Annotated in this window: 16 protein-coding genes; 7 read left to right on the top strand and 9 right to left on the bottom strand. The window is 72.1% G+C overall.

Features of this window, described 5'->3' with window-relative positions; translation table 11 throughout:
- Nucleotides 1–60: 60 nt before the first annotated feature.
- Entirely contained in the window at nt 61–432 is a 372-nt protein-coding gene (locus ABZ725_RS19940) for a hypothetical protein (protein WP_358803925.1), read from the top strand.
- Nucleotides 433–496: 64 nt separating this feature from the next.
- Here the strand turns inward: ABZ725_RS19940 and ABZ725_RS19935 are convergent, their stop codons facing one another.
- Together ABZ725_RS19935 and ABZ725_RS19930 are read right to left on the bottom strand one after the other, a co-directional pair.
- Nucleotides 497–2368, bottom strand: coding sequence for a rhamnogalacturonan lyase (locus ABZ725_RS19935; protein WP_358803924.1), 1872 nt, complete (start codon nt 2366–2368; stop codon nt 497–499).
- A gap of 37 nt (nt 2369–2405) precedes the next feature.
- A complete protein-coding gene (locus tag ABZ725_RS19930) occupies nt 2406–3356 on the bottom strand; it encodes a YafY family protein (RefSeq protein ID WP_358803923.1) in 951 nt (316 codons plus the stop codon).
- Nucleotides 3357–3489: 133 nt separating this feature from the next.
- On the opposite strand from ABZ725_RS19930, the gene ABZ725_RS19925 reads away from it, so the two are divergent.
- Both ABZ725_RS19925 and ABZ725_RS19920 read left to right on the top strand, forming a co-directional pair.
- Entirely contained in the window at nt 3490–3951 is a 462-nt protein-coding gene (locus ABZ725_RS19925; RefSeq protein WP_358804144.1) for a hypothetical protein, read from the top strand.
- Nucleotides 3948–4484, top strand: coding sequence for a hypothetical protein (locus ABZ725_RS19920; RefSeq protein WP_358803922.1), 537 nt, complete (start codon nt 3948–3950; stop codon nt 4482–4484). Before ABZ725_RS19925 ends, ABZ725_RS19920 begins: the two co-directional genes overlap by 4 nt.
- Here the strand turns inward: ABZ725_RS19920 and ABZ725_RS19915 are convergent.
- The 3 genes from ABZ725_RS19915 to ABZ725_RS19905 all read right to left on the bottom strand — a co-directional run bounded on the left by ABZ725_RS19915 (nt 4432) and on the right by ABZ725_RS19905 (nt 6813).
- Nucleotides 4432–5196 carry a class I SAM-dependent methyltransferase gene (locus ABZ725_RS19915; RefSeq protein ID WP_358803921.1) on the bottom strand — a complete coding sequence of 255 codons (765 nt, stop codon included), beginning with the start codon at nt 5194–5196 and terminating at the stop codon, nt 4432–4434. The genes ABZ725_RS19920 and ABZ725_RS19915 overlap by 53 nt on opposite strands.
- A 153-nt stretch (nt 5197–5349) precedes the next feature.
- On the bottom strand, nt 5350–5655 hold the full coding sequence (locus ABZ725_RS19910) for a 4a-hydroxytetrahydrobiopterin dehydratase (protein WP_358803920.1): 306 nt from the start codon (nt 5653–5655) through the stop codon (nt 5350–5352).
- An 87-nt stretch (nt 5656–5742) separates the two neighbouring features.
- A complete protein-coding gene (locus ABZ725_RS19905) occupies nt 5743–6813 on the bottom strand; it encodes an ADP-ribosylglycohydrolase family protein (protein ID WP_358803919.1) in 1071 nt (356 codons plus the stop codon).
- Between the two features lie 116 nt (nt 6814–6929).
- On the opposite strand from ABZ725_RS19905, the gene ABZ725_RS19900 reads away from it, so the two are divergent.
- From ABZ725_RS19900 to ABZ725_RS19885, 4 genes are all read left to right on the top strand, one after another.
- The gene (locus tag ABZ725_RS19900) at nt 6930–7805 is read left to right on the top strand and encodes a helix-turn-helix transcriptional regulator (protein WP_358803918.1); all 876 of its coding nucleotides are present in this window, start codon (nt 6930–6932) and stop codon (nt 7803–7805) included.
- A gap of 121 nt (nt 7806–7926) precedes the next feature.
- Nucleotides 7927–8790 (top strand): helix-turn-helix transcriptional regulator, encoded by an 864-nt coding sequence (locus ABZ725_RS19895; RefSeq protein WP_358803917.1) that lies wholly within the window; start codon nt 7927–7929, stop codon nt 8788–8790.
- Between the two features lie 89 nt (nt 8791–8879).
- Complete coding sequence (locus ABZ725_RS19890; RefSeq protein WP_358803916.1) at nt 8880–9701, top strand: SAM-dependent methyltransferase; 822 nt, start codon at nt 8880–8882, stop codon at nt 9699–9701.
- Between the two features lie 134 nt (nt 9702–9835).
- Nucleotides 9836–10051 (top strand): DUF5988 family protein, encoded by a 216-nt coding sequence (locus ABZ725_RS19885; protein WP_351914756.1) that lies wholly within the window; start codon nt 9836–9838, stop codon nt 10049–10051.
- A gap of 126 nt (nt 10052–10177) precedes the next feature.
- On the opposite strand, the gene ABZ725_RS19880 is transcribed toward ABZ725_RS19885, so the two are convergent.
- From ABZ725_RS19880 to ABZ725_RS19865, 4 genes are all read right to left on the bottom strand, one after another.
- Nucleotides 10178–10603, bottom strand: coding sequence for an OsmC family protein (locus tag ABZ725_RS19880; RefSeq protein ID WP_358803915.1), 426 nt, complete (start codon nt 10601–10603; stop codon nt 10178–10180).
- 68 nt (nt 10604–10671) lie between these two features.
- Nucleotides 10672–12480, bottom strand: a complete 1809-nt coding sequence (locus tag ABZ725_RS19875) for a hypothetical protein (protein WP_358803914.1) — start codon at nt 12478–12480, stop codon at nt 10672–10674.
- On the bottom strand, nt 12477–13538 hold the full coding sequence (locus ABZ725_RS19870; protein WP_358803913.1) for a MoxR family ATPase: 1062 nt from the start codon (nt 13536–13538) through the stop codon (nt 12477–12479). The genes ABZ725_RS19875 and ABZ725_RS19870 overlap by 4 nt, the downstream gene beginning before the upstream one ends.
- A 122-nt stretch (nt 13539–13660) precedes the next feature.
- On the bottom strand, nt 13661–15820 hold the full coding sequence (locus tag ABZ725_RS19865; RefSeq protein WP_358803912.1) for a phage holin family protein: 2160 nt from the start codon (nt 15818–15820) through the stop codon (nt 13661–13663).
- Nucleotides 15821–15856 lie beyond the last annotated feature (36 nt).

Genomic DNA, 15856 nt, shown 5'->3' with positions numbered 1-15856 from the left:
TTCTCGCTCATACGATCGATCCTGCTTCCACCCAGGAGGCAGAAGAGCTTGGAGGGGAACATGGGAGTGTCCAGACGTGCCCTGTTGGGCTATTCGAGTTCGGCCGCGGCAGGAGCCGTCCTCGCGTCCGCCGGCCCGGCCCAGGCCGAGGCCGAGGCCCAGGCCGAGGCCGAGGGGACGGGCGTCGCCGAGCAGGTCTCCGAGACGGAGACGGACCCGGACTGGGGCTGGAGCGTCCCGTTCCGTGGGGTCACCCCGCCGGGCCCGGAGGACGGAAGCATCGTCGTGTCCTTCAACATCGACTTCATGTCCTCGCCCACGGCGCAGAAGGTCACCGCGCTGGATGTGGCCGACGCCATCAACGAGCTGCTCACCTCCCGTGGTTGGCCTGCCATCCAGTTCTTCGGGAACGTGCCCCAGGCCCTGAACTGATCCGCCGCACGACCGCGTCGAGGCCCCGCCCCGCTGCTCCGGGCGGGGCCTCGGCACGTCCTCGTCAGGGGGTGTACACCGTCGGCCTCGGTGCCGTCGCCATGCCGTTGCCGATGAAGAAGCTGGGGTGCGGCGGCTGGTTGTAGGCCGTGTTCTGCCAGGCCAGGCCGGTGCGGTACATCGTGTCGTGCAGCAGGGTGGTGATCTTTGTGGTCGTCTCGACGGGGGTCGAGTAGATCCTCAGTGCCGTGTTGTCCGACGTGGGCCAGACGACCTCCTCGCGCCAGTCGCCGAGGATGTCGCCCGACAGCGACGGGGTGGCCTTGGTGCTGTTGTTGGAGTGGACGCCCGAGCCGGTCAGCAGGCGCGTGTCCGAGGACGTGCCGTACTTGTCGATGTGGGTGCCGTCGAGGAGTTCGCGGACGGGGTCGGCGTCCCACCAGGAGAGGAAGTTGACCGAGGACGGTTCGCGGCCCTTCGTCGCTCCCGCCTCGTCGCGGATCGAGGAGTCGGAGGCCGACCAGACCTCGGCTCCGTCGTTGCCCGCCCAGATGTCACCGGCGACCCCGCGGCCGTTGTCGCAGCAGGCCGCGATCGACCAGTTGACCGTGCCGTTCGCCGGGTTGATGTACAGCTCGGCGGGCTGGGACGTCGACTCCGAGACCTTGAAGTACTCCAGGCCGGCGTGCGAGGGGTCCAGGTCGCCGAGGTGCTGAGCGTCGCCGTGGCCGGTCTTCGTCGTCCACAACCCGTTTCCGTTGTCGTCGACCGCCATCGCGCCGTAGACGATCTCGTCCTTGCCGTCGCCGTCCACGTCCCCGACGGAGAGGCTGTGGGAGCCCTGGCCGTCGTAGCCCTTGCCGGTGTTGGTGGAGGAGGAGCTGTCGAAGGTCCAGCGGCGGGTGAAGGAACCGTTCCGCCAGTCCCAGGCCGCGATCACGGTGCGCGTGTAGTAACCCCGCGCCATGATCAACGACGGCCGTGCGCCGTCCAGGTAAGCGGTTCCCGCGAGGAAGCGGTCGACACGGTTTCCGTACGAGTCGCCCCAGGACGAGACCGTGCCGCGGGCCGGGACGTAGTCGACGGACTGCATCGCCCTGCCGGTCTGGCCGTCGAACATGGTCAGATACTCGGGGCCGGACAGCACATAGCCGCTGGAGTTGCGGTGGTCGGCGGAGGAACTGCCGATCACCGTGCCGGCGCCGTCCACCGTGCCGTCGGCGGTCTTGGTCGCGACCTCGGCCTTGCCGTCGCCGTCGTAGTCGTACACCTGGAACTGTGTGTAGTGGGCGCCGGAGCGGATGTTGCGGCCCAGGTCGACGCGCCACAGCCGGGTTCCGTCGAGCTTGACGCCGTCGAGGATCGTGTTTCCGGTGTAGCCGGACTGGGAGTTGTCCTTGGCGTTGGTCGGCTGCCACTTCAGGACGATGTCCAGGGCGCCGTCGCCGTCCAGGTCGCCGACGGAGGCGTCGTTGGCCTCGTACGTGTAGGCGACGCCGTCGGGGGTCGTGCCGCCTGCGGGCGGGGAGATGGGAACGTCCTTGTAACCGGTGCGCAGTTGGACCGCATGAACGGAGTCCGCCTGCTCGACGCCGCCCACGATCGCGCGGATCGTGTAGTCGGCCTGGGCGGGCGCGCCGGAGTGGAAGTAGTTGGTGGAGCCGGTGATCGGGGTCGAGTTGACCTTCGTACCTGCGCGGTAGACGTTGAAGGAGACGTCGTTCGGGTCGGTGCCGAGCCAGCGCCAGCTGACCAGGTTGCCGCTGTCGGTGTGGACGCTGACGACGCCCCGGTCCAACTTCTCGACCTGGCGGGCGGTGGCGGCCTCGGCGGTGCCGGTGCCGAGTGCGGTCAGGCCGGCGGCGACGAGGGCCGCCGCGGCTGTCGCCGCCGAGAGAAGGACATGGCGTCTGTGGTGCCTGCGCGGGTGCTGCACGGGACGAACCTCCAGAGAGGACGGACGGGTTCCGCACTCAGTCGCCGCCGCTGGCAGTCAAGTTGCCGTATCTTTCGGCCAGTTCGGCAACCGTGCGGGCCATGCGTTCGCGCAGCTCGGGCGGCTCCAGCACCTCGATGTCCGTGCCCAGGCGCAGGAATTCGCCATGCGCGTGATCGACGGACTCGATCGGGACCGTGGCGAGCGTCCAACCTCGCTCGTCCGTCGGTCCGTCGACCGACTTCGGCAGCCGCACGCCTGGCGCGAGTCGGACGACCGCTTCCCCCCGGTGGAGCCGGTCGTGGAAGTCCCGCTGGTACGCCGTCCAGTACGCGGCCAGGTCGAAGTCCTCGGGTCGGGTGAACTCCTCGTCCGGGGCGGCGAGTTCGAGGATCTGGTCGACGCGGAAGGTGCGCGGGCCCGGTCCCGCGACGACGTACCAGCGGCCCGCCTTCAGCACCAGGCCGTACGGTTCCAGGCGGCGCTCCACGTCGGTGGGTTCGGCCCAGCGGCGGTAGCGGACCTGTAGCACCCGGCTGTTCCACACCGCGTCCGCCACCGCCGGGAGATACGGCGCCTCCGCCGCCTGCGCGTACCAGCCCGGCGTGTCGAGATGGAAGCGTCCGCTGATCCGGTCGGCGTGGGCGCGCAGTTCCGGCGGCAGCGCGGCCCGCACCTTCAGCTGGGCGGCGGCGAGGACCGAGCCCAGGCCCAGCTCGGCGGCCGCACCGGGCGCACCGGCGAGGAAGAGGGCCTCGGCTTCGTCCGCGTTCAGCCCGGTCAGGCGGGTGCGGTAGCCGTCGAGCAGGCGATAGCCGCCGGTGTGACCGGCGTCGCCGTACAGCGGGACCCCCGCCGCGCTCAGCGCGTCCACGTCCCGGTAGACCGTGCGGACCGAGACCTCCAGCTCCTCGGCGAGCTGGGCGGCGGTCATCCGGCCCCTGGTCTGGAGCAGCAGGAGGATCGAGACGAGTCGACTGGACTTCACTGACACAGGATGGCAGTGAAGCGCGCCTAACGTCGCCGCCATGACATCGACCTCACCCTCTGCCTCGCCCGCTGCCTCACCCCCGACCTCTGCCTCACCCCCGACCTCGGTCTTCGCCGAGAAACTCCTGACCGTGCCGCCGCCCATCGAGGTGGCGGGACGGCGGATCAAGCGCTACCACGTCACCCGGGACCCCGCGGGCATCGCACCCGAGGTGGAGCGGGCCGCGTACGCGATCCTGCCGCGGCTGCTGCCGGAGCCGGACGGGACCCCGCCCGCCACGTTCGTCGTGCTGCACCGGGGCGACGACACGGGCGCCTACCTGAACGCGTACAGCTGGGCGTGGGACAACGTCCTGCACTTCCGGGGCGCGGCGGCGGGCCAGCCGGTGCTGGGCTGCCCCGACCTCGACCCCACCCACTTCGTCACCCCGGACGTGCCGTGGATCGGCTGCGTCTGGGAACTGCCGCCGATCCTGCACGAACGGGACGCGTGGGTACGGCACATCCTCGCCCGCGAAGCACCCCGAGTCCCGGACCTCGAGGCCTACTTGGCCGACTCCCTGCCCGAAGGCACCACAGGAGACCGCATATGAGCAGCCCGCACGACTTCGACTTCCTCCACGGCGAGTGGGAGGTCCGCCACCGTCGGCGCACCGACTTCCTCGACGCCGGCAGCGAGTGGGAGGAGTTCCCGTCCACGACCCGGTGTTGGCCGTTGTTCGACGGGGCCGCGAACATCGACGAGATCGACATGCCGCATCTCGGGGCGAAGGGGCTGACGCTGCGGCTCTTCGACCGGGAGAGCCGTCGGTGGTCGCTGAACTGGTCGTCCAGCAGCAGCGGCAGACTGTTTCCGCCGGTGATCGGCTGCTTCGGCGGCGACGGAGACTCCCGCGCCGACTCCGGTGACGGTCGGCGTGACCGCGGTGTGTTCTACGGCGACGACACGCACGACGGCGAGGACGTGCGGGCCCGGTTCGTCTGGTCGGGGGTCTCGGAGACGTCCGCCCGCTGGGAGCAGGCCTTCTCGCTGGACGGCGGGGAGACCTGGCTGACCAACTGGGTCATGGACTTCACCCGTCCGGAAACGAACCAGGAATCGGTTTCCGGAACGCCCTCAGCGTGAACGCGGGATCCGGGCGGGGCCGGTCCTGGTCGGGCAGCGCCGCGAGGCGGTCGGCGAAGTCGTCGGCCAGGGGGTGTCCCGGCGGCAGGGTGACGAACCACCCGCGTCGCAGGTCGGAGATGGCCCGGCGCGGGCTGCGCCCCTGCCCCCGGCCGGGGAAGCGGGCCTGCCCGGCCGGGACCAGGCCGCATCCGACGGCGTACGACTCCACGAGCGCGGCGGTGTCGGAGGCCGACCGGCGCGGACGCGAGGCCAGCACGACATCGATGTCGCTGCCCACGTTGTGCGAGGCGCCCTTGTCGACCGTGGTGACGTACGTCCCGCCGGGCCGCAGCACCCTGGCGCATTCGGCGACGATCCGCCGCGTGTCCACGGGATCCTCGACGAGGTGCAGCAGCCACACGCTGCTGACGGCGTCGAACTCCCCCTCCCTGAAGGGGAGTCGGCGGCCGTCGGCGAGGACGACCGCACCGGGCAGCCGGACGGCGGCGTGCCGGGCCATGGCGGGCGCCCGGTCCACGCCCGTCACCCGCAGGCCCGCCCGGCCGGCCGCGAGCCGCCGGGTGACGATGCCCGTACCGCAGGCGACGTCCAGCAGGCTGCGCGCCTGAACCGGGACGAGGCCGAGGACGCCCTCCGCGGCGGCGGCCGCCCGGGGCTCGCCGCCGCGCGAGACGTCGTAGCGTTCGGCTTCCTTTTCGTAGTCCAGCACGCGCGCTCCCGTTCCGTCGCAGCCGTACCCGTGCCCGTATCGGTAGTCGTCCCCGTCCCCGTACCCGTGCCCGTATCGGTAGTCGTCCCTGTACCCGTGCCCACGCCTGTGCCCGTGCCGGTCGGCGGGCCGGCGCGCAGGTCAGTGCACAGGTCAGTGCGCTCCGTGTGCGGGAGCCGCGTCCGTCACGCGACGGGCGAGTTCGAAGTCGAGTTCGGTGACGGCGCCGCCCACGCTGTGGGTGTTCACGGCGAGGGACACCGAGTGGTAGCCGAGGGTGAGGTCGGAGTGGTGATCGAGCTCCTCCTGGATCCGTGCGACATGCACGACCAGGGCCGTCGCGGCGAAGTGGGAGCCGAGCCGGTACGTGCGGGTGAGGCGGTCGCCGTCCAGGGACCAGCCGGGCAGCTCGGACAGCCGCTCCTCGATCTCCTTCGGCGACAGCGGTTCGACGGCCATGGCCCGGCTCCCTTCCTGGGCAGCGCATACCTGTCAAGCGTGCCACAGGAGAGCCGCCGCAGCCCTGGTCAGACGGGTTTCCCCTGCTCAGTCACCAGCGCACTCCGCCGCCAGGTCGTCCGCCAGCGCGATGATCGTGGCCCGGCCCTCGACCTGCTCCACCCACTCGTGCGGCAGCCCCACGTCGCCGTGCCGGGCGCCCAGGACGTTGCCGCAGACCGATCCCGTGGAGTCGCTGTCGCCGGAGTGGTTCACGGACAGGAGCAGGGCGTCCTCCACCCGGCGGGTGGCCAGCACCGCGTAGACCCCGATGGCGAGGGCCTCCTCGGCGACCCAGCCCGCGCCCAGCTTCTCCACCTTCTCCGGAGTCGGCTCGCGCTCGGCGGCCAGGTCGAGGGCCTGGTTCAGCGCGGCCGAGGTCTCCTCGTGACCGGAGTGGCGGCCGAGCAGCCGCAGGGTGCGCAGCGTCGCGCCCTCGACGGACTCCCCCTGCACCAGGTACGCGACGATCGCGGCGAGCGCGCCGGCCGCGTAGTAGCCGGTGGGGTGGCCGTGGGTCGTCTGGGCGCAGCGGGCGGCCGTCGCGAAGGCCTGCTCGGCGGAGCGGTGGGCGAGTCCGAAGGGGGCCGAGCGCATGACCGTGCCGCAGCCCTTGGAGCCGGGGTTGACCGGTCCGGGCGCGCCGCTCAGCTCGGCCCGCGGGTCGGGAACGTACTCCTGGGCGAGCCCGGAGAGACAGGCGTTGCCGGGGGCGCGGCGGGCGTACAGCCAGGGCTCGGCGAGGAGGCCGCCCTTGACTCCGTCAGCCGGTCCCGGCCGCTGCTGGGTCTCCAGCCAGCGCCCGTAGGCCTGGCGGACCAGGGCGGTCTCCGCGCCGCCGATGCCCTTGAGCCGGGCCCGCCGCGCCGCCGTCCGCAGCCCCTCGACGGTGAACAGGGTCATCTGGGTGTCGTCGCTGACCCGGCCGACCACGCCCTCGCCGTCCGGAACGAGGCGGGTCAGACCCCTCGGGCCGTGGGCCGCGCGGATGCGGTCGAGGGAGGAGAACTCGACGGCGTAGCCGAGGGCGTCACCGAGAGCTCCGCCGAGGAGACAGCCCCGGACCCGGGCGCGGTACACCGCCGCCGACTCCAAGGAGGACTTCCGCCAGTCGTTCATCCGCTCTCTCCTCAACCCTCGACCCTCGGCCCTCAGCCCTCGGCCCTCGGCGAACCGCCCTCGGCCCTGAACCACCCTCAGCCCTGAACCTTCGGGCCTCAACTACGGTCGTGCTTATGACCATTGTCTCGACCGGTACGAGCGCCGACTCCGCCGCCCCCACCACTCCCTCCGCCCTCGCCACTCCCTCCGCTCCCGCCGACTCCGTCGGCCAGGGCGTCGGCCCGCTGCTGCGGGCCTGGCGGGTGCGGCGGCGGATGAGTCAGCTGGAACTGGCGCTGCGCGCCGACTCCTCGGCCCGGCACATCAGTTTCGTCGAGACGGGCCGCTCCCGGCCCAGCGAGGAGATGGTGCTGCGGCTCGCCGAGCACCTCGACGTGCCCGTGCGCGAGCGCAACGCGCTGCTCCTGGCGGCCGGTCACGCCCCCCGCTACCCGCACACCCCGCTGGACGACCCGGCGCTGGACGCGCTGCGCGCGGGCATGGAGCGGCTGATCCAGGGCTACGAGCCGTATCCGGCGCTGGTGATGGACGCCCGGTACGACGTGCTGGCGGCCAACCGGGGCATCGCGATGCTGCTGGACGGCGTCCCGGAGTCCCTGCTCGCGCCCCCGCTCAACGCGATGCGCCTCACCCTCCACCCGCAGGGCCTCGCGCCGCGCATCCGCAACCTGCGGGAGTGGCGGGGCCACCTGCTCGCACAGATGGAGCGCCAGATCGCTCTGTACCGCTCGACGGCGCTTCGGGAGCTGTACGAGGAGGTCGCCGCCTATCCGGTCCCCGAGGCCGCCGCAGCTGTCGAACAGGCGGATTCCGTACCGTACTTCGCGCTGCCGATGCAGATCGAGCACGAGGGGCGGACGCTCTCCTTCCTCTCGTCCGTCGCCACCTTCAACACCCCGATGGACGTGACCGTCGCCGAGCTGGCCATCGAGACGTTCCTCCCGGCGGACCCCGCCACGGCCAAATATCTTCATTCGCTGGTGAACTGATGATCCATCAGTGAAATTCTCGGGTAGATTCCCAGGTGAATGTTGGACTCCGTTCTCGTGAGATCGACGCCGGAACGTGTCACACTGGCCCGCGTGCCCGGACACGTAGGGGAGACGTGGCGTGAGTGAGCGACGGCCCGCACCCACGGTGGGCCAGGTGGTACTCGGCAGGCGGCTGCAGGAGTTACGCGAGGCAGCCGGCCTCGGCCGCGAGGAGGCGGCCCGCGCCCTGCGCGTGGCCGCGGCGACCGTGCGCCGTATGGAGACGGCCGACGTCGCCCTGAAGGTCCCTTATGTACAGGTGCTGTTGGAGACGTACGGCGTCCCCGAGGCGGAGGCCGAGGCGTTCGTCTCGCTCACCGAGGAGGCGAACCGGCCCGGCTGGTGGCAGCGCTACCACGACGTGCTGCCGGAGTGGTTCAGCCTGTATGTGAGCCTGGAGGGCGCGGCCCGGCTGATCCGCTCCTACGAGCCGCACTTCGTGCCCGGGCTGCTGCAGGCGGAGGCCTACGCACGTGCCGTGCTGGAGGCCGGGACGGTCGGGCGGACGACCCCGGATTCGCTCGAACGGCACGTGTCACTGCGCATGGCCCGCCAACGGCTGCTGGAAGGCGGCGACCCGCCGCATCTGTGGGTGGTGATGGACGAGACGGTGCTGCGCCGCCCGGTGAGCGTCGAGGCGGACGTGATGGCCGAACAGCTCGACAAGCTGGTGGAGTTCGCCGAGCGCGACCGGATCACCCTGCAGGTCTCCGAGTTCGCGTCCGGCCCGCATCCGGGGACGTCCGCGCCGTTCTCGCTGTTCCGTTTCGCCGAGCCGGAGCTGCCCGACATGGTCGTCACCGAGTATCTGACCGGGGCTCTGTACCTCGACGATCGCAAGGAGGTCTCCGCGCACCTGGAGGTCCTCGACCACATGACGACCCATGCCGCGTCCGCGCAGCGCACCAAGGAGATCCTGCGGTCCGTCCGCGCGAACCTCTGAGCACAGCCGACCGGCCGGCCTGCCGCCCGCGCGCGACGCGGCCCACGTTCTTCCGGACTCTCGACCGATCCTCCAGGAGCAGAACCGCCATGACCGGATCCGAGGCAGAGCAGACCGCCGCCCCGATAGACACCACCAGGCCGCATCCGGCCCGTGTCTACGACTGGTGGCTGGGCGGCAAGGACAACTACCCCGTGGACGAGGAGCTGGCCCGCCGCATCCTCGCCGTGGACGGCACGGTGCTGCGTGGGGCGCGGGCCAACCGCCGGTTCATGCAGCGCGCCGTCCGGGCGGCCGCCGAGGCCGGTCTGCGCCAGTTCCTGGACATCGGCACCGGGATCCCCACCGAGCCCAACCTGCACCAGGTGGCGCAGGGCGTGGCCCCGGCGTCCAAGATCGTGTACGCGGACAACGACCCGATCGTGCTGCGGCACGCCGAGGCGCTGCTGCGCAGCTCGGCCGAGGGCTCCACGCAGTATGTGCACGCCGACGTCCGCGACCTCGACACGCTGCTGCGGCGGGCCGGCGACTCCCTGGACTTCGCGCAGCCGGTCGCGCTGTCGCTGGTGGCGCTCACGCACTATCTGGGCGAGGACGAGGCCGGCGACGACGTGTACGGCCTGCTGAAGAGGTACGTGAGCGCGCTCGCCCCGGGCAGCTGGCTGATCCTCTCCCAGGTCACCCCGGACCTGAGTCCGCAGGCCATCGAGAAGGCCGCAGAGAACTTCCGGCGCAGCGGGACCCCGTTCCACCCCCGCTCGCTCCCCGGGTTCTCCCGCTTCTTCGAGGGCCTGGAGCTGCTCGGCCCGGGCGTCATCCCGGTCTCCGGCTGGCGGCCGGACCCCGAGGACGTGGCCGCCCAGGCGGAAGGCATCGTCCCGGTGTACGCGGGCGTCGCCCGCAAGCCCTAGCGGCAACGCTCAGAGCTGCGCTGCAGCACCAACCGGAGCACCGGCATTTGTGCAGGCGGTCCTAGCCCTTCGCCTCGCCTCGGCGTGAGAGTGGACAAAGCTCACAGCCGACACCGGATGGAGGGTGAATTTCCATGGCGCAGACCCCCAACGTCATCCTGGAGGGCGGCGGACCTCTCATTCCCACCGACGAGAGGATCCGCTTCCTGTCCAACACCGCCGAGCCCTTCAAGCTCTTCCTCGGCAACCGGCATGAGCACTATGAGCCGAGCGACACGCGGCATGCGCACCACGACGGTCGCGAACTGCGGGTCTTCAAGTGGGTGCGCCGCACCTACGTGGCCGAGTAGCGCATGCGGGCCGCCGGTGATCGGCGGCCCGCACCACATGCCGACCCTCACTACATGCCGGCCCTCACTACATGCCGGCTCGCACTACGTGCAGGCTCGCACTACGTGCAGGCGCGGCGCTCTCGCTCAGGCGAGCTTGGCCGAGAGGGTCATCGGGACGGCCTTGAGGGCCTGGCTGACGGGGCAGTTGGCCTTGGCGTCCTCGGCCGCGGCGACGAAGCCGTCCTCGTCCAGGCCGGGCACGGTGCCCTCCACGGTCAGGTGGATGCCCGTGATGCCCTCACCCGGCTGGAAGGTGACGTCGGCCGAGGTGGTGAGCCTGGTGGGCGGGGTGCCGGCGCCGGCCAGGCCGTGCGACAGGGCCATCGAGAAGCAGCTGGAGTGGGCGGCGGCGATCAGCTCCTCGGGGCTGGTCTTGCCGTTCGCCTGCTCGGCGCGCGACGGCCACGACACCGGCTGCTCACCGATGCCGGAGGAGTCGAAGGTCACGACACCGTTGCCCTCGAGCAGGTTGCCTTCCCAGACGGTGTGTGCGGAGCGCGTGGTAGCCACGGTTCTTCCTTTCGGATGGGGTTCCCGTCGGACGGGATTCCGTGTCCCCCATCCGATCACACTCCGCCTCACCGCACCTGGAACACCGGCCCCTGAGCCGTGAACGGCAGTCGGCTGCCCTGCGGGATCAGGTAGGCGTGCTCGCGGCGGACCCGCAGGACGTCGCACCAGCCGTCGGTGATGACGAGGATCGGCGCGCCGGGCGGGAAGTCGTCGGCGCGGTGCAGCAGGTCGATGCCGGGCTGCAGCACCGTGCCGCCTCGGCCGTGCACACGGACCCGGCCGGCGATCTCGGTGACCGGGAGGTAGCCCGCGTCGTGCGGGGCCGCGTCGCAGAACACGACCCGGGCCGCCGGTACGTCACGGGCCTCGGCGTAGGAGGCGATGGCGCCGAGCGCCTTGCCGAGGAGGGTGCGGTCCATGGAGCCCGAGGTGTCCAGGACGACGCCGAAGGTGCACCGCGCGATCTCCTCCGGCGGGAACCAGCGGCCGGCGCGCGGGATGTCGGGGGTGGAGGCCTGGCGGCGCGCGGGTCGGGCGTACGTCCGCAGCGGCTCGGGGCGCGGGACGAACTCGTCGAACCAGCGGGCCAGTCGGGCGTCCCAGGGCAGGGGCGGGTGGCTGAGCGCCCGGATCTCCTCGACCAGCCCGCCGGGCAGGAAGCCGCGTTCCTGCCGCTGGTGCAGGTCGAGGCCCTGGGCGAGGCCGCGGCGGTAGAAGCCGTCGAGGTCGACGTGGTCGCCGGGCGGGCCGATCGGGGCGCCGAGGATGTCGCCGAGGCCCTTGCCGCGCAGGGTGGCCAGGCGGCGCATCCGGCGCAGGTCGCCGGCGATGCGGTCGTAGACCTCCTCGCCGGACAGGCCTGCCAACTCCGCGTCGTACAGCAGCCCTTCGGGCATCGTGCCGACCTGCATCTCGCGCAGCCAGCCGTTGACGACGTAGTCGCAGGCGACGTTGAAGAGGTAGGGGTCGCGGGTGCCGCAGCGGTCGCCGTGCCGCAGGGCGGCGTGCAGCATCTCGTGGGCGAGGACGAAGCGCCACTCCTCGTCCTCGAGGGTGCGCAGCGGATTGACGTAGATCTCGCCCGCCTCCGCGTTCACGGCGGCGACCTGGATGCCGTAGGCGCGGGCGAGTTCGGCGTCGGCGACGAGCTTGACGCCGGCCGCGATGCCGCCGAGCAGCGGGTAGGAGGAGACGAACCAGCTCAGCGCCTCCTCCCAGGGCCGCCGGTCGGCCGTCTCACCGTCGAGGGAGTCGCGGCGGCCGGCGGCCATGTCCATCGCGGCGGACACAGTCCGGGTGAGCGCGGTGGCGAACGCCAGCTGCCAGTCATGGGGCTTGCCCCGGCCCCGGTCCTCCCACGTCACGAGCACCTGGTCGGGTTCCCCGCCCGCCGTCCCGCAGTGCTCGTAGACGGGTGGCAGGCCGCTGTTCCGCCAGCGGTCGGCGAGCTGCTCCTCGGTGCCGTCGGGGTAGGCACGCGGCAGATCGTCGGGGGCGCGGCCGATCGGAAACGTGAGCAGAAAACGGTTGACGACGGCACAGCGCGCGGCGAGTTCGAAGCGGTCGGGCTGGACGCGTTCGCCCCTGGCGATCGGCAGATGCCCGAAGCCGAGGTGCAGGGCGGCGTGGGCGAGCGACCAGGCCCACAGGGCGGGGTCGGCGATCCGGTCGGGGTGGGCGTGGACCATGCCGGTGGAGTGGACGACGAGGAGCCCGTCCCGGGGCGCCATGGCGCAGTCCGGTTCGCGGCAGACGCCGAAGTCGACGGCTGCCAGCGCCGGGTTGGCCTGCACCAGCCGCGTCCCCTCGGCGAACGCCTCCGCGGCGGCGTCCCGCTTCTTCTTGCCGCGACCGCCGCGACCGCCGCGGCTCACCGGCGCGCCTCCACCAGGCGGGGCATGTCCCGGGCCGCCTCGACCAGGAACCAGGCGGGCAGCACGGGGTTGCCGTCGGCGTCGGAGGCGATGACGGTCTGGGCGACCTCGACGGAGATCTCGGCGAGCTGCACGAGCAGCGACTTGGCGCGGTACGCCGTCTGCCGGCCGTTCGCCGACATGTGCTCCTTGACGGCGGGCAGTTCCTTGCGGAGCCGGCCGCGGAACGACTCGGCCAGGTAGTAGAGCAGGTCACGGTCCTCGACGCGGTGCGGCCAGGGGGCGTCGCCCTTGAGGACGGCCTCGATGCCGTAGCGGCTGCGCACGATCTTGACGTAGCCGCAGAAGGCGGTGGCGTGCGCGGGCGTCAGCGTGCCGTGCGCGAGGACCTTCAGGGTGTCCTCGTCGAGGCCCGGTCCGAAGGAGTGCAGGGCGTCGGAGAGCATGTGCCAGGAGCGAGGCGTCGAAAACGGTTCCTCGGTTTTCGGCGGCTTGGACCACAGGTGGTCGGGACGGTCGATCAGGTGGTCGAGGACCCACGGATGGATGGCATTGCCCGCGGCCCACTTCAGCCAGTCCTTCGCGGACACCTCCAGGTGGACGTGGGTGAGCCGGTTGACGAGCGCGGAGGCGATGGGCCGGGCGAGCGCGTTGTCCGTGGCCCGGTTCCCGGCGCCGATGACGATCGAGCCCTTCGGCAGCTCGTAGTTGCCGATGCGCCGGTCGAGGATCAGCGAGTAGAACGCTTTCTGGACATCGGGCGTGGCCGCGTTGAGCTCGTCCAGGAACAGGCAGTACGGCTCGTCGCGGGCGATCGCCTCCGGCGGGCAGAACACCGACCGGCCGTCGCGGATCTGCGGGACGCCGATCAGGTCCTCGGGCGCGAGCTGGGTGCCGAGCAGGCTGACGCACTCCAGCCCGAGCGACTCGGCGAACTCCCTGACCAGGGAGGACTTTCCGATGCCGGGGGCGCCCCAGAGGAACACCGGCCGCACGGTGGCGAGGCCGAGCAGGAGTTCGGGGATACGGGAGGGCGTGACGGTCACGGCAGCCTGCAAAGCAAAGACCCCTCGGAGGAATCGAAGGAAACGGAGGAATGCCGCAAGGGCGAGGAATACCGCAAGGGCGCGGATCGGTACGGCCCAGTGTGTGCGCACGCCCCCGTCGGCGCAGCCGAATTTCAGGCGGCGCGCTCCTCCGGCGCCGTCTGCACGGGCACCTGGGGCCCGTTCGACTCGCGCAGCCAGCGGGCCAGGACACGGTGGACGTGCTCCGCCCCGGCGAGCTCCTCGTCGTCCTCGACGGGCGCGGACAGGGCGAGCGGCGACAGCAGGAAGGGCCTGCCCTGGGCGCCGCCGAGGCCGCCGTGCGATCCGATCTGCTCCTCGAAGGCGAGGACCTCGCCGTCGGCCGGGTCGTGGAAGGAGTTGACCATGATGTCGGCGGTGTGCGGGAAGGAGTGGGTGCGGCGCACGACGTCGGCCGCGCCGGGCCCGAAGACGGCCAACGGGCCCGGATTCCGGTCGAGTCGGTCCAGCGGGATCTCCGCGCCGTACGCGCCGAGGACGACCCCGCCGTGCTCCTCGCTGCGGACGAGGAGGAAACCGATGCCGGGGTGGTTGGCGAGGGTGGTCAGCAGGGCGGGGTGGCGGGCGTCGATCTCCTCCTTGCTCATCCGGTGCGGGACGTCGGGGAAGGAGATCAGGCCGAGGTTGCCCGAGGCCAGCACGATCGGCTCCGAGCGGCGGCCGGCCGGCCGATGCCGTTCGCCGCCCTCCTCCACGGGCCGGCGCAGCGCCGCGCGGACGGCCGCGCGGGCCTCGGCGCCGCTGTGGGTCCGTTCGGCCTTGCGCGGCACGGGCAGTCCGCAGCCGGCCCGCACCAGGTCGCCGAGGGTGAGGCCGTAGCGGGCGCGGAACGTCTCGCCGGGGCTCTGGCCGTGGTCGGACAGGACGACGATCCGGTACGGGCGGGGAGCGTGCTCGGCGACGGTCCCGATCAGCGCGAGCGCCCGGTCGAGCCGGCCGAGGACCTGCTCGGTGTCCCGGCCGAGCGGCCCGGAGTGGTGCGCGACCTCGTCGTAGGCCACCAGGTCGGCGTAGACGGCGGTGCGGCCGGCGAGCATGTCGCCCATCACGGCGGCCACGACGACGTCCCGCTCGACGACGGTCGCGAAGGCGCGGACGAACGGGTAGAGGCCGCCGCGCGCCACGCGCGGGCGGTCCTCCCGCAGCCGGGCGCGGGTGGACTGGGCGATCTCGCGGACGACCTCGGCGACGAACGACAGGGCGGTGCGCACGGCGTTGGCCGGGTCGGAGAAGTACGCGAAGTAGCCGGACCGGGACCGGGTCTCCCGGCTGCGTCGGCGCGTGGCGATGGACAGCACCAGCGCCTGTTCGTCGGCGCCGCCGCTGAAGAGGTTGCCGCGGCTGGCGCCGTCGGCGGACAGCAGCCCGCCGTCAGCGGTGTGTTCGACGGCCCGGCGCTGGAGTTCGGCGGCGCTGGTGGGGCGGTTGCAGACCATCACCTCCTGGCTGTCCTTCTCGTACCAGCGGAAGGCGGGCACGTCGTGATTGCTGCCGTGCAGGATCCCCAGCTGACTGGCCCCGGTCTGACTGGACCAGTCGGTCCGCCAGGAGGTGAGCCGATGCGTGGGCCGGATCCGGGGGTCGGGCTTGCGGCCCTGCCGCGGGTCGTCGCCCTGCCGCGGGTCGTCGCCCGGGCGTGGTGGGCCGCCCGGCTCCGGGGACGGCCCGCCCAGCCAGGTGGCGACGGTCGGCATCAGGCCCTTGTCCACGGCGCCGACCAGTACGTCGTGGCCGACGCCGTCGAGTTGGAGGAAGACCGTGCCGGGGGTGGCGGGGCAGGCGGGGACGCCTCTGCGACGGCGGTCGGCGAGGCGGTACAGGCGACGGCGGTAGGCGTCGTCGTCGCGCACGGCCAGCGCGCCGCCCGTCGCGGAGGCGACGGCGGACATCACGGCGGCGACGATGACGGCGGTCTCGGGCGCCGCCTCGCTCTGCCCGGAGGGGGTCAGCCGCAGGGCGAGCAGCAGCAGCGAGCCGTTGAGGAAGAACACCAGCAGGCCCAGGACGAGCGCGGGCACCAGCAGCAGCAGACGGACGAGCAGGGGCCAGACCAGGGCCGACAGCACACCGAACACCCCGGCGCCGACGGCCGCCGTCACGGCGATGGTGGTGGCGCTGTCGCCGTCGGCGGACTGCAGCCGGAAGTCCGGCAGGATCCCTGCCAGCACCAGCATCGTGAGCGTGGAGACGCCCCACACCGCGACGCTGCGCCCCACCTGACTCACGGCCCGCCGCCACCGCACCCCACGCACGCCCCGTACACCTCGCGTTCCGCCCCCGACGACCGC

Source organism: Streptomyces sp. NPDC006872 (assembly GCF_040635845.1).
Taxonomy (GTDB): domain Bacteria; phylum Actinomycetota; class Actinomycetes; order Streptomycetales; family Streptomycetaceae; genus Streptomyces.
This window is presented reverse-complemented; position numbering and strand designations above follow the sequence as displayed.

Bases quoted from the DNA above. Each gene is read 5' to 3' on its own strand.
- ABZ725_RS19940 (WP_358803925.1), top strand. From the start codon at position 61: ATGGGAGTGTCCAGACGTGCCCTGTTGGGCTATTCGAGTTCGGCCGCG.
- ABZ725_RS19920 (WP_358803922.1), top strand. From the start codon at position 3,948: ATGAGCAGCCCGCACGACTTCGACTTCCTCCACGGCGAGTGGGAGGTC.
- ABZ725_RS19910 (WP_358803920.1), bottom strand. From the start codon at position 5,655: ATGGCCGTCGAACCGCTGTCGCCGAAGGAGATCGAGGAGCGGCTGTCC.
- ABZ725_RS19905 (WP_358803919.1), bottom strand. From the start codon at position 6,813: ATGAACGACTGGCGGAAGTCCTCCTTGGAGTCGGCGGCGGTGTACCGC.
- ABZ725_RS19900 (WP_358803918.1), top strand. From the start codon at position 6,930: ATGACCATTGTCTCGACCGGTACGAGCGCCGACTCCGCCGCCCCCACC.
- ABZ725_RS19890 (WP_358803916.1), top strand. From the start codon at position 8,880: ATGACCGGATCCGAGGCAGAGCAGACCGCCGCCCCGATAGACACCACC.
- ABZ725_RS19885 (WP_351914756.1), top strand. From the start codon at position 9,836: ATGGCGCAGACCCCCAACGTCATCCTGGAGGGCGGCGGACCTCTCATT.